Here is a 13,314-nt window from a genome sequence, read left to right as displayed (position 1 = left end):
TTTTCCACGACCGTTTCCACTGCGGTGACAACGGCACAGGCATCTTGTTCCCAGTTGCTGGACGTTTCCATCGGATCTCCTGTTCGGGCCCTGATGGAAAGTGTTGGCGGTGTTGGTCTGTGGTTGCAGTACCTAGTGTTGCAGTCGCTGCTGCGGACCCGTCTGTCGACGTCTACGGGGTCGGATTGCGACAGTTTTGTCTATGATTTCGGTATGAGCCGACTGCCCGGTACGGCAGCGACAGGTGTTGTGACGTTTACCTCTTTTCTGGCCAGCGACCAGTCGGCGGTTGTTCCTCCAGGAGTGATCGTGAGGACGGTCGGGGGAATCTCCTTTGCGGTGACGCAGGATCAGACTTTGCCGACATGGTCCGCCTCTGCGGGAGGATATGTGCGGGAAGCTGGCGTTTCAACCTTGTCGGTTCCTGTCGCATGTCAGGTGGTGGGGGCGTCCGGAAACGTTTCGGTCGGTGCGATCTGCCTGATGGGGACGGCTGTGGCGGGGCTGGATACGGTGACGAATAATGCGCCGTTCCTTAATGGTTCCGATCAGGAAACGGATAGTCAGCTGAGGGCACGTTTTCCGCTGTGGCTGGCGGCAAAGGCCTCTGCCAGCAGGGCTGCGGTTGGGAATGCTATTGCCAATGTCCAGACAGATCTGAGCTATTCGCTTCGGGATGGTCTTGATACGGCGGGAAATGCACGCAGCGGGTATTTTACGGCTGTGGTGAATGATGGAAGCGGTGTTCCTTCGGACCAGCTGTTATCGAGCGTCTATGATGCCGTTGATTCGGTGCGGGCCCTCGGGGTCGGTTTTGCCGTGCAGGCGCCTCAGGATCTGACGGTGAATGTGTCCATGGATGTCGTGGTGCCTTCGTCTGTTCCGGTTCAGCAGGCTGTGAGCGCCATCCAGTCGGCTGTGTCCAAGGATATTGCGTCAATGACGGTGGGTGATGGCTATCCGTACAGCCGCCTGTCCTATCTGGCTTATGCCGGTGCGGGCATTACCGTGACGTCTGTTCTGAATGTCCGGTTGAACGGTGGGCAGGCTGATATTCCCGCAAACGGAAACCAGGCTCTCATGGTTGGAAGTATTCAGATCAATGTCACTCAGGGTTGAGGGGGTGAATTCTGAAATATTTGGGCGGATGAGGACTTCTTATGGCTGTATTTAATACATATCCCAAACTCGACTCCCTGACGGGGGAAGAAGTTATAGTTCTGGCTGATTCCAGCGGCACGCGAACCGTTACGGCGACCGTCTCCCAGATTATCGAGGCGCCTGTCAGTGTCACGGCCAGCGGTCAGTTCTATTCCGACAAGGGAGCACAGGTAAAACGGTTTGCGGACCGGCTTCTGGTTGGCGTGGCGGCGGATAATCCAACTCTGAGCGACAGGGCCAGTTCGTCGCAGGATGACTGGCTTTCAGAGACCATGGGGGCAACGTCGATTGGGCCCTGGGCGTTGCAGGATGCCCAGTGTGCGTCGCTTGCCCAGTTTGGCAACAGTGCGTTTGTCGCAGGGTCTCGTACCTCCGATGCCGTAAATGGCAAGTCGTTGCTGGGCTTCCAGCCGAGCTCCATCGGGGTGGCGTCATGGGGAATTTCCGATGACACGTCCAATCCGACAACCACCACGGCTTATGCCTATTATGGCGAAGCCTGGCGTCTGGCCGGAGTGGATTACCAGCCGACTTTCGGAATGGAGCTTGAGGCTGTCAATTTTGGTGGCCTCGCGGTGGGACAGTCGACGCCTTATGCGCCGAATGTTGGCGGTGGTGTGTACGGTATCCAGCTTGGTGCGGGCGGTGGCCAGACGTCGGGTACTTCCGATGCTGCGGCGGGTATGGTGTTCGTTTCCAATCCGAATTCATGGCAGGCGGGCATCGTCTTTGGTGCCCAGTCCCTGACCGGAACGGACGGCAAGGATTCCGGATACGCCTCGGCCGTTTCCCTTGCGCGCAACCAGGCTGTGGAATGGCATACACCTGAAACCGTTTCCGGCGTGGCCGGGGCCAATGTCGGTGCGTTTGTCCGCTCTACAGTGACGGAACGTACCAACGGCATGCGTCAGGAATTTACGGATAACGGGATCCTGTTTGGCAATATTGAAGGTGAAACGCTGTTCTCGGTTGCCAGCATGCCCAGCCCGACCAATGCGCTTCAGGTTCAGGCAGGCGCCGGGACACAGGCCGCGGGTCTGTATGTGCAGGAAGGAACGGGAGGATCCGGAAATCTGGGGCTGTTCCCTGCAAGTGGCGGGGAGTTGCAGATTACGTCTCCGGTGACGGGGACAGGGGGGACGGTGCCGACGGTTGCCAATGGGGGATTCCTGCATATCAACATCAATGGGGCAGATTATCGTATTCCGCTGATGTCTCCAGACCAGGTCGGGGGATGATGGGATGGCGGTTCTCTACGATGAAGACCAGGATATCCTTCGGGCTTCTGATGGCAGCGTCCTGCTGGATACGGGGCCAGCCCCTGGGTCGGTAGAGGATTTTGCGGGGCGGTTCCGGCGTCTTTTGCCGACAGGGTGGTTTCCGCCGGCGCCTCAAGGTCTGGAAGTAGAATCCGCGCCGGTACTGGCGGCGATTCTGCGCGGTTTTGGCGCGGTTCTGTCCGGTATCTGGCAGTTGATGCAGGAATGTTCCCTGCAGATGCGTCTTGCGACGATGAGTGGCGCCTTTCTGGATATGGCGGCCGAGGATTATTTCGGTGACGGCGGACTGGTCCGTCAGTCTTCCGAGCCAGATGTCATGTATCGCAAACGCATCCGGGCCTCTCTGTTTGCCGAACGCAACACCCGTCAGGCCGTAACGGACGCACTTGTCGCGGCGACAGGCGTGCAGCCGGTTATTATCGAAACTCTGAATGCGTCCGACTGCCATGCACTCGCCTGCGCTTCAGCTCCTGCCATGGGTGGAGGATACGGTTATGGTGCGGAGGCCCTGCGTTATGGCAGCCTTCAGGGAGGCCAGTTTTTTGTGGAAACACAGTTGGGAAAAGCCGCAGATCTGGCAACAGTCTGCCGTGTCGTCGATCAGACGGCAGCCATGGGCGTTACCGGCTGGATCAAGGTGAAAAATTAATGGATCGGGCAATCGTTTATGCGGGATCAATCCCGCTCGATACGGATCTTCTGCGGGCCGGGCGGTATACCAAAGCAGCGTTCGGCAATCTGGCTTCGATGCTTTATGGACCCAATATCATGGCGGCGTCCGGTCTGGGGTATTCGGCATCTTCCAGCAGTCTGAACCTGACGATTGATGCGGGTTCTGTTCTGGCTCCCGGCGTCATGGATGCTTCTGCCATTGGTGGCAATGGTGGCGGTCTGGCAGCAGATGCGACGGCTCTTACATGCCAGTATATCAGCGCGGCGTCGCAGACCATCACGCTTCCCGGCTCAGGCAATACCTATACGATTTATGCCCTCTGCTCCGAGCAGGATGCTGATCCGACGGTGCTTCCGTTCTTCAATGCCAGCAATCCCTCCCAGACACAGGCCGGTCTCCAGAACGATGGTGGTACGCTCCCTGTGCGCCGGACGGGCACCATGACCCTGGTCGCTGCGACCAACCCTCCCGTTCCGCCAGCAGGCGGGTGTGTCGTGGCACTTTATACGATTACGGTACCGCAGGGAGCGTCCACGCTGGCGGGTGTGACGGTTCAGCCGGGTCAGGTTTTCTGGCCGACCATTCCGGAGCTGGCGACACAGGCCCTGCTGAAGGCGTCGACCGAGCCCATGACACTTGTGACCGGAAATGGCTCGGTTTCCATTCCGGCCTGGGCGTCCAGAGTGGAACTGCGCGTTATCGGTGCCGGCGGCGGGGGGGCGGCTTCGCAGGCGACGACGACCGCCAGTTCTTTTTCCGGTGCTGGCGGCGGTGGCGGCGGTGATGCCTGGGGCATTTATACCGTTAGTCCGACGCAGGGCAACGGACTTGCGATTACGGTCGGAAGCGGCGGTGGATCCGAACAGACAGGTGGCACGTCTCTTGTCAGCTATCTGGGGCAGACATTGCTGCAGGCTGAAGGCGGACAGGGCGGCACGTTCTATTCCACCACGGGCTCTGCGGGTGGAGTTGGCGGAAACGCATCGGGCGGCACCGTCTGGAATCAGAGCGGAACGTCGGGTGGTGACGGGCAGTGCAACGCCTACACGTTCTCCGGCTATGGAGGAGATGGCCCATGGGGCGGCGCAGGGCGCTGCGGAAATCAGGGGGGGCGCAATGCCACCCGGTATGGTGCGGGTGGCGGAGGCTCCTATTCAGCGACGACCGACGGTGCATCGTCCAGTGGTGGCACGGGATATCAGGGCTGTGTCCTGTATCGTTTCCTGCCCTGACAGGTTCAGTTCAGCGCAGGTGTGTCATCCGCCATATCGGAGGGTGGCATGCTTTTGCTGAACTGTTTCACGTCGTCCGCCGAAACAGGAGAAGCATTGTTTCCCCATGCCTTGCGGATGAATGTCACGACATCGGCGATCTGCTGATCGGTCAGCTTGTGGTTGAACGCAGGCATCGCGATGGAGGATGGAGCGGCCATCATGGCGGGGAGGGTCGCGCCTTCCTGAACGATATGAACGAGCGACACCGGGTCGCTCTGCATCACGACGGGATTGCCCGCCAGTGGGGGGAAAACCGCAGGATATCCCTTGCCGTCCGTACGATGGCAGGCTGCGCAACGGTCAATATAGACCCGTGCTCCCCGTGATGACAGATTCGCTTTGTGAAGCTGGTCCGTAATGGTGGGGTCATAGTTCCACGGTGTCTGGGACTGGTCGGCAGCCTGAAGGCTTTTGAGGTAATGCGCGATAGCCCGCAGATCCTCATCCGTCAGTTTCTGTGTGCCATGCAGCACGGCAGACGTCATGGAACCGAAGACGCTTCCGGTCTCGGCGCGGCCGGTCTTGAGGAACGCCACGATGTCCTCTTCGCGCCAGCGGCCCAGTCCGGTCCGGTTTTCCTGCCGAAGGGAGGGCGGAGTCCAGCCATCCACTACGGCCCCACCAGACAGATAAAGACTGCCACCATCGGCCGTCAGGGCTTTTTCCTGCATCGTGATGGCGCGTGGAGAATGACAGGCTCCGCAATGGGCAGGCCCTTCCACGAGATAGGCGCCCCGCGCAAGCTGGGGATCGGTGAATTCTCCGGCGGTCCGGGGTATGGCCGTGTGAGGCGTGGGGGCAAAAACCCAGCGCCAGACCGTCAGCGGCCAGCGCATGGAGAGCGGCCATGGAATCTCGTTGTCCGGCGTAGGAACGGAAGCTGCTGGAACGCCTTTTCTGAAATAGACAAACAGTGCGTGGATATCGCTGTCTGTCATACGGGCATAAGAGGGAAAAGGCATGGCGGGATAAAGGGTTGAGCCATCACGCCGGATGCCTTCCCGTACGGCGCGGCCAAACTGTGCTTCCGTATAGCGTCCGATCCCGTGTTCGGGATCCGGGGTGATGTTGGTGGAGTAGATTTTCCCCATAGGGAGGGAAAAAGATACCCCTCCGGAATATTCCGGTTTCCCGTGAACGGAATGGCAGGCTGCACAATCGGAGGCCGCCGCAAGATAGCGTCCTTTTTCTGCAGTGGCTTTGTCAGCATCCTGCGCGGTGGCAGATCCCGTAAGCCCGGCTCCGAGAAGGCAGGCGATAAACAGGCGCCACTTCATGCTTTCACCATCGGACCAGGGGATTTGAGATAGGTCGCACGAATGTGGTGTGCGGCCCAGTATGCGAGCGCAGCTACCATTCCTGTCGGGTTGTATCCCATGCCCTGCGGAAACGCATTCGATCCGATGACAAAGACGTTGGACACATCCCAGCTCTGAAGGTAGCGGTTGATCGCGCTGGTCTGGGGGTTATCTCCCATGATGGCACCGCCTCCCAGATGTGTGGTCTGATAGGTGCGTGTGTCGAAGGGCTGACCCGCGTTGAGATGAACCAGATTCATTTTCGTCGCCCCCATGGCGCGGGCAATGGGTTCGATCTTGCTCACGACATACTGGTTCATGCGGATGTCGTTGTCCTTCCATGTGAAGGTCATGCGGAGCAGCGGCTGTCCGTAAGCGTCTTTCCATGTTGGATCGAGATCCAGATAGACATCCCGATACGCCATGTTGCTGCCATGGGCGTCGATACCGAGCGAATGTTTGTAAGTATTGACGAGGGAGTCCTTGTAGGCGGAGCCCCAGCGTGGCGTGCCTCCCCCTCCGGCGCCGAGTGCGGCGGCAATCGGTTTCACACCCGCCTGATTGACCCAGACAGGCGATCCCCCCACAAAACCGAGCGGCCCGTGATCGAAATTCATGCTGTTGAAATCATCAATGGCAACCCCGGCGCCCCCCGCCCCTACGAACTGGTTGGTATAGGTCGAAGGTGGTAGCCAGACGCGTGAGGACGTGATCGTCTGGTAGACGAAATTGCGTCCGACCGTTCCGGTATTGCTGACCGGATCGTAGGGTTTTCCGATGCCCGAGACCAGCATCAGATGCACATTGTTGAACTGGAACGCTCCCAGAATAACCAGATCCGCCGAGAGCGAGATTTCTTTCCGGGTTTTCGTGTCCAGATAAGTGACGCCGGTCGCTTTTGTTTTCGTGCTGTCGAGATCGACGCGCAGAACATGGGCATCCGCGATAAGGGAAAATCCTGGATCCTGCCGCAGGACAGGAAGGATGTTCACGTTGGGTGAGGCTTTTGAATACAGGTAGCAGTCATACCCGCTGCAATAACCGCAGAAATTGCACGGCCCCATCTGGCAGCCGTAAGTATTGGTATACTGACGCGACGCATTGGCCGCAGGAAGCGCGTAAGGATGATATCCGGCATTTTTCGCGGCATCCCGGAAAACCGATGCTGAGAAAGTATCCTTCATCGCAGGGAGTGGGAAATTATCGGAACGATCCGGAGAAAAAACATTCCCGTCTCCAACGATTTTTCCCTGGACCCTGTAAGCTTCTCCCGAAGTGCCGAAGACCTTTTCCGCTTTGTCGAAAAAAGGTTCCAGCTCGTCATAGGTGACGCCATAATCCTGAAGATTCATGCCTTCGGGAATGAATTTTTCTCCATACCGTTCGATCACGGCACTTCGGAGCCTCAGGTCTTCCGGGGCAACGCGGAAATGAACGCCAGACCAGTGCAAACCCGCACCGCCGACGCCTTCGCCGGGCAGGAAGGCTGCGAGCTGCCGGTACGGCAGGGCCGTCTGGTCCATGGTATTGCGGATCGTCACGGTCGACTGGGACAGGTTCTGAAAAAGCCGCTTGCGGATGGCTCCGCGTAGTTCATCAATGGATTCCGGATAGGCCCCTTCAACGGGAGTCGTTCTTTCCGGCCCCCGCTCAAGCATGACGACCGACAGACCGGCTTCGGTCAGTTCCTTGGCCATGATCGAGCCGGCCCAGCCTGCTCCTACAATGATCGCATCGACATGTTTGACCATCAGGCAGTCTCCCCGGAAATAGAGACCGGACCAATGGGATAGGACGCCCCTTCCTGATTGACCCAGTCCATGAAGTCCGCCCGTGCGCCGGGAAAGCCCATCATGACCCAGCCTCCAAGGCCGCGATTGCCACCGTAAAGCGGGTCGGCAAAAGCCCCTTCAAGCGTGTTGGTCCGAAGCTGTTCGAAAAAGACTCGTCCCGGAATGTCGCCAAGCTGTACGGAGCCACCTTCCAGGGCTGTCAGGATTTCGTCCTGCTGCATGGCGGACAGAGCGGCAAATCCCTTCCCGTATTGCTGGCGGGCGTAATGCTCCACGCCTGCAATCCCCTTGCGATACAGGTCCTTGGGTACAAAAGGAAGCTGGTAGCCCAGATTGGCTGGGCCCTGTTCGAACGGGCCGGACATGTACCAGTTCTCACCCCGTGCGTATGGGGTCTGCATCTGCCGGTCCAGGAATTCCGCAACACCGAGAGCCTTTGCGCCCGGGCCGTTATGGTCAGCGGGGAACAGACGTTCGCAGGCGGATTCGAGAAACTGGTATTCCGCAGCATCGAAAAAAACCGGACGATAGGGCTGGGCCGCTTCAGCAGCCAGAGCTTCGGCCCACCGGGCGTTTCCTGAAGTCATCCAGAATGACGTGGTTCCCAGAAGTCCTTTTACGACACTGCGGCGGAATGGATTGTTCAGTGTCGGTTCCATGGGGGGCACAGCTTTCTCCGGGGATAGAACCAGGGGCACAGAAGATCTGGAAACGGGTGATTTACAAACCCGTTTTCTAACGAAAACAGACGAAAGCCGCCAGACAATCCCTCATCACAACATGACGAGAGATCTGAATCCTCTGGATGATTTTAGTGGGTTGCTGAACTGCCTGTTGAAGGAAGTTGCAGGGTTCCGGGCTGGGGCGAGCGCTGAACGGTGGTGGGTGTGGCTGCCGTGTCGGTCTCGGTCCCTGTCGGAAAAATGGCGTCTGGCGCATTTGAAGTCGCAACAGGGGGTGCGGTTTTTGGGGGAGCAGGAGAGACGGTGTCCGGTGCAGCCAGCGCGGGCGTGGTGGGTGCAGCCGCTGGCTCAGCGCCCGGAACTCCGAGTGTCTGCTGCTGTACGCCCCCGTTGACGATGGGCGTTCCCGCAGCATCCGTCATCCAGGACAGGAGCTTCTTGCGGATCTGGAATTCCAGTTCCACATTCATGTCCTGCATCATCTGGTTTGTGAGGGTATAGAGTTTCCTGCGGGATGTCGGATCGCGGTCGCCGGCGTCCAGCTTGCGCGTGATGCGGGCATGAACAAATCCGGTATGCTGGTTGCTGGCATCCGACACGTTCAACTGTACATCCAGGGCGCCCGTCACCGCGTTGTCGCCCGCGCGGTTCAGATAGGCCTGCTTGATGATGAAGTCCGCCTTGCCCGAGGTTCCGCTTGCGACCAGACGCTGTCCGGCCATGTTTTTGAGCGCCTGATCCGGCGCGATGGGCGCTTTGGCCGACAGAGAATCCGGTGCGGTGGGCGCTTCGTCCTGAACGTCAATCGAGGCCACGTTCAGATGGATCTGAGGAAGATAGCTGTAATCGGTCGGGGGGAATGTCTCGTCCGCAGTCCCGTCCGAGCAGGCGGCCATGCCCAGAGACAGCATCAGGCTCCCCAGACCGGTCCAGTAACATATGCGCATATCCTGTCTCCTGAAGGCGTTACCGACGATTGAAAAGGGACTTGATCCGGCTTTTCAGTCTCTGTCCAGATGCTGGGGGGTGAGAAGGGGACGTTGGCGGCTGTGGTATCGTAAAAGATGGCGCGGCCTTGGGAGAAGGCGGTGGTGGCGTTTCGCCCGGAACACTGGGACGAAGACCAAAAGCCTGCCCGACGCCGAAATCTTCCGCTCTGAACGGACGGGCGTCCCGGATCAGGGACACATGTTCGGGATGACGGGCATACCAGCCCAGAATGAGCGCCGGAATCATCGCCGCTGCGGGATCGTCACTGATCAGCATCGGAGCGTCAGGATAGTAAAAAGACGGGCGCAGGGCCGGAAGCGTTTCGTTCCAGATCAGGTAAAAAACCGTATCGGCGTCCTGAAAGCGGCTTACGCTGAACGCCCCCACCCGAAAGGTGATCTGGGCCAGAAGCGGCAGCGCCGTGAAGGGAGACGAGACGATCAGCGGACCCTGCCCGCGCTGGGCTGCCAGCAGGGCCGTGATCCGGTTTTCGCCGATCTGCCGCCCGTTCGGGCAGGGCAGTGCTTCACCGCTATCGGCATGGCCCGACGGCAGAAGAAGCGTATGCGGCGCAAACCCTCCAAGCCAGGAGCCGGAAAGTTCATTGACGGTGATTTCAGGCAGGGTGTCGCATGACGGACCGGCCTGCGGAGGAAGCGGAGCGCCCAGCACCCCCGTCGCCAGCGGCCAGAACACCGGATCCATCGCCATCAGAAGACGCCGCCGGACGGACGCTTCGAGCGACAGGACATGGCTTGCGCGGTACTCGCCTCCTTCAAGCCACCAGCAGGCCTGCTTCCCGGTGGCGTCTTCCGTGAAAACCACCACGCTGAAATCATCCGCCACGATCTCCCGGCTGCTTGCGCTCCAGCCGGGATAAAGCTGCTCGACCGGAAAGCCATCGAGCTTCACGCCATCAAGCAGGGGGATCATCATGCAGTCCGTTCTCCAAGTTCCCCGCGCGTGAAGCGGAAACCCACATTGCAGAATTCACAGTTCATCGTGATGGCACCATTTTCGACCATGTGGTCGAGGTCGTCTTCCGGGAATGTCTCAAGAACGGAGGCCAGCCTCGCCCGGTTGCACCGGCAGCCATAAGCCAGGGCGCGCGGCGTTCCGACGCGGACGTCCAGCGTGCCGAAAAGCCGCTGGATCAGGCGCTCGTTGGACAGGTCCGGGTCAAGGATTTCCTGCTCCGTCACTGTCGCGGCCAGCGTACAGGCAGTTTCCCAAGCGTCCTCATCCTGTTCGGACGCCTCGATCCCGCCTTCTGCCGCGATCCGCTCCAGAACAAGCGCCCCGGCCTTCCATCCATCCGCCGATTTCGCACAGAACAGCCGGATCCAGCAGTCATGCTGCTCGCTGGTCTGGAAATAGTTCACGGCCATGTCCGCCAGCGTCGTGCCGGTCAGATCCACGATGCCCTGATGCCGGTCCATGTCCGGCCCCTGGTCAATGGTGAACGCCATGTAGCCGTCCCCCAGAAGGCCCTTGGCCGTCTCAGGGAGGGCATCCCGGTCCGCATCCTCGCGCAGACGTGCGAAGAACCGCAGATCCCCACTGTCTGTGGCATCCGTCACCAGCATTGAAACCGGACCGTCGCCCTTGATCTGGAGGGAAAAGGCCCCCTTGAACTTCAGGGCCGACACCATGGCCGCCACGAGGGCCAGCGCCTCTCCCCCAAGCTGCGAAACCCCATCGGGATTGTCATGCCGCGACAGGATGGCATCTGCCAGAGGCCCAAGCCGCACCAGACGTCCCCGCACCGGGGAGCGTTCCAGATAAAAGGGCGTAACGCCGCCCGAGACGACCATGTTCGGAACGTCAGGCCGGTTCGTGTCGAGGAAGGGTGGTGTATCCATCAACCGTTTTCTTTCCCAAGAGCCCAGAGCAGCAGGCCCTTCTGCGTGTGCAGGCGGTTTTCCGCCTCATCGAAGACAACGGACGCCTGGCCTTCAAAGACCTCCGGCGTCACTTCCTCTCCGATATGGGCAGGCAGGCAGTGCAGGAACAGGGCATCGGGCGCAGCTTTTGCCATCAGCGCCGTATCGACCTGATAGGGCTGGAACACCTTGAGGCGCGTTTCGCGGTCCTTGTCGCCCATGCTGACCCAGGTATCCGTCAGCACGGCATCCGCGCCCGCGACGGCTTCCGCAGGGTCGCGGAAAACCTCGATCGTAGCACCATGGGTGCGTGCCCACGCCACGGCGTCAGGGTTGGGCGCGAACCCTTCCGGCGTTGCCAGGCGGACATTGAAGCCGAGAAGGGCCGCGCCCTCCATCAGGGATGTCGCGACGTTGTTGCCATCCCCGATCCAGGCCAGCGTCTTGCCGCGGATCGGCCCGCGATGTTCCTCGAACGTCAGGACATCCGCCAGAATCTGGATCGGATGGGAGACGGGCGTCAGGCCGTTGATGACCGGAACCGAGCTCCATTTCGCCAGTTCGCGCAGATTGGCGTCATTCCCGGTCCGCAGCACGATCACGTCCAGAAAGCGCGACAGGACGCGGGCGGTGTCGGCCACCGTCTCGCCACGGCCAAGCTGCATGTCGCCCGGCGAAAGGACTGAAACGGACCCGCCAAGCTGCCCCATCCCGACCTCGAACGACACGCGGGTGCGCGTCGAAGGCTGGGCGAGGATCAGGCCGAGGGTACGGCCTTCCAGCGGGCGATCCGGATGCAGGGGCTGACGGCGCCCGTTCTGCATGGCCTTGACCTTCGCGGAAAGGTCGATGATCTGCCGGATGATTTCGGGGCTGAAATCGCGCAGATCAAGAAAATGTCTCGGAGTCAGAGTCGCTGCTGTCGTGCTCACGATGCTTTCTCCTGCGTGACAGAGGCTTTCAGAGACAGGGCGGCCTTCACGAGCCGCTCGCAGGCTTCACGGCACTCGGCTTCCGTCACGACCAGCGGCGGAACAAGACGCAGCACATTGTCTCCAGCGCCCACGGTCAGAAGGCCCTGATCCAGAACCGCCTGCATGACGTCGCCCACAGGCGGCACGCAGTGCAGGCCGCGCATCAGCCCAAGACCACGCACATTGTCGAAAACGCCTTCCGAGCGGCTGACAACGTCTTCCAGCATCTTCCCGAACGCATCTCCAACCGTACGGACATGCTCCAGAAAGCCGGGGCTCAGGATTTCTTCCAGAACGGTCACACCGGCCGCACAGGCCAGCGGATTGCCGCCAAAGGTCGTCCCGTGGGAGCCCGGTGTCAGGTGTCGCGCCAGCTCTTCCGTCGCAAGAACGGCGCCAAGCGGGAAGCCGCCACCAATGCCCTTCGCTACGGAAATCACGTCTGGGCGGATGCCATACCATTCATGTGCGAACAGCTTGCCCGTCCGGCCCACACCGGTCTGGACTTCATCAAAACCCAGATACAGCCCGTATTCGTCACAGACGGCGCGCAGCCCTTCCATGAACTCGCGGGTCGCAGGCTTGATACCGCTCTCGCCCTGAACGGGCTCGACGATGATGCCCGCCGTGTGCGGCGTAATGGCTTCACGCAGTGTGTTGGTGTTGTTGAACGGCGCATGGTCGAACCCTTCCACCACAGGGCCAAAGCCCTTCTGATAGGCTGGATTGCCCGTCGCCGAGATCATGGCGAGCGTCCGGCCGTGGAAGGCCCCGTCAAAGCACAGGATGCTGGTCCGCTCCGGATGCCCGTTCTCGAACTGGGCGCGGCGGATCATCTTGACCATGCCTTCATTGGCCTCGGCGCCCGAATTGCAGAACAGCACGGAATCCGCGAACGTGTTCTGCACCAGCAGTTCCGCCAGCGCCTCCGCCTGCGGAACCCGGTACAGGTTCGAGACATGCATGACCTTCGCGGCCTGTTCCGCAATGGTTTTAACCAGTTTCGGATGGGCATGTCCCAGCGAAGTCACGGCAATGCCGGCCCCGAAATCCAGATATCGTCGCCCGTTCGTCGCCGTCAGCCAGACGCCTTCGCCCTGCTCGAAAGCGAGGTCGGCACGTTTGTAATTCGGCATCAGCGCGGGGATCATGATGGATCTCTGAATATCTGGTTGAGAACGAAACGGTTTATGCGGAATCGCAAAACCCTGCTCCGGTTGCCCGGAGCAGGGCTTCAAATTCCGCCCGTGCATAGTGAAGGGCAGAACGGGGTTCCGTCAAACCCCGGCGTGCCGGAATGTGGCG

The 13,314-nt window shown here is 60.1% G+C and carries 12 protein-coding genes; 4 read left to right on the top strand and 8 right to left on the bottom strand.

The features are described 5' to 3' along the window. The first annotated feature begins 54 nt into the window (after positions 1-54). The 4 genes from HK22_RS05575 to HK22_RS05560 are packed head-to-tail and all read left to right on the top strand — an operon-like array spanning position 55 to position 4,346. Positions 55-1,119, top strand: a complete 1,065-nt coding sequence (locus HK22_RS05575) for a baseplate J/gp47 family protein (RefSeq protein WP_233142430.1) — start codon at positions 55-57, stop codon at positions 1,117-1,119. A gap of 41 nt (positions 1,120-1,160) precedes the next feature. Next, positions 1,161-2,399: a hypothetical protein gene (locus tag HK22_RS05570; protein WP_077803700.1), complete on the top strand. Its 1,239-nt coding sequence runs from the start codon at positions 1,161-1,163 to the stop codon at positions 2,397-2,399. A gap of 4 nt (positions 2,400-2,403) precedes the next feature. Continuing rightward, positions 2,404-3,090 carry a hypothetical protein gene (locus HK22_RS05565; RefSeq protein WP_062108413.1) on the top strand — a complete coding sequence of 229 codons (687 nt, stop codon included), beginning with the start codon at positions 2,404-2,406 and terminating at the stop codon, positions 3,088-3,090. After that, on the top strand, positions 3,090-4,346 hold the full coding sequence (locus HK22_RS05560) for a hypothetical protein (RefSeq protein ID WP_086648605.1): 1,257 nt from the start codon (positions 3,090-3,092) through the stop codon (positions 4,344-4,346). Before HK22_RS05565 ends, HK22_RS05560 begins: the two co-directional genes overlap by 1 nt. Positions 4,347-4,351: 5 nt before the next feature. On the opposite strand, the gene HK22_RS05555 is transcribed toward HK22_RS05560, so the two are convergent. The 8 genes from HK22_RS05555 to HK22_RS05520 form a co-directional block, all read right to left on the bottom strand. Continuing rightward, on the bottom strand, positions 4,352-5,665 hold the full coding sequence (locus HK22_RS05555; RefSeq protein WP_086648604.1) for a cytochrome c: 1,314 nt from the start codon (positions 5,663-5,665) through the stop codon (positions 4,352-4,354). After that, positions 5,662-7,437: a GMC family oxidoreductase gene (locus HK22_RS05550; RefSeq protein ID WP_369827205.1), complete on the bottom strand. Its 1,776-nt coding sequence runs from the start codon at positions 7,435-7,437 to the stop codon at positions 5,662-5,664. The genes HK22_RS05555 and HK22_RS05550 overlap by 4 nt, the downstream gene beginning before the upstream one ends. Next, entirely contained in the window at positions 7,437-8,147 is a 711-nt protein-coding gene (locus tag HK22_RS05545) for a gluconate 2-dehydrogenase subunit 3 family protein (protein ID WP_086648602.1), read from the bottom strand. Before HK22_RS05545 ends, HK22_RS05550 begins: the two co-directional genes overlap by 1 nt. Before the next feature lie 143 nt (positions 8,148-8,290). Further along, positions 8,291-9,109 carry a hypothetical protein gene (locus HK22_RS05540; RefSeq protein WP_086648601.1) on the bottom strand — a complete coding sequence of 273 codons (819 nt, stop codon included), beginning with the start codon at positions 9,107-9,109 and terminating at the stop codon, positions 8,291-8,293. A 19-nt stretch (positions 9,110-9,128) separates the two neighbouring features. Further along, positions 9,129-10,088, bottom strand: a complete 960-nt coding sequence (locus tag HK22_RS05535; RefSeq protein WP_086648600.1) for a hypothetical protein — start codon at positions 10,086-10,088, stop codon at positions 9,129-9,131. Then, on the bottom strand, positions 10,085-11,014 hold the full coding sequence (locus HK22_RS05530; RefSeq protein WP_198945487.1) for an Hsp33 family molecular chaperone HslO: 930 nt from the start codon (positions 11,012-11,014) through the stop codon (positions 10,085-10,087). Before HK22_RS05530 ends, HK22_RS05535 begins: the two co-directional genes overlap by 4 nt. Beyond that, complete coding sequence (gene argF, locus HK22_RS05525; RefSeq protein ID WP_233142427.1) at positions 11,014-11,967, bottom strand: ornithine carbamoyltransferase; 954 nt, start codon at positions 11,965-11,967, stop codon at positions 11,014-11,016. The genes HK22_RS05530 and argF overlap by 1 nt, the downstream gene beginning before the upstream one ends. Next, positions 11,964-13,160, bottom strand: a complete 1,197-nt coding sequence (locus HK22_RS05520) for an aspartate aminotransferase family protein (RefSeq protein WP_198945486.1) — start codon at positions 13,158-13,160, stop codon at positions 11,964-11,966. The genes argF and HK22_RS05520 overlap by 4 nt, the downstream gene beginning before the upstream one ends. Positions 13,161-13,314 lie beyond the last annotated feature (154 nt).

Source organism: Gluconobacter sp. DsW_056, from assembly GCF_002153595.1.
GTDB lineage: Bacteria > Pseudomonadota > Alphaproteobacteria > Acetobacterales > Acetobacteraceae > Gluconobacter > Gluconobacter albidus.
Note: the sequence above shows the minus strand (reverse complement) of the source record. Positions and strands in the feature narration are given on the sequence as shown.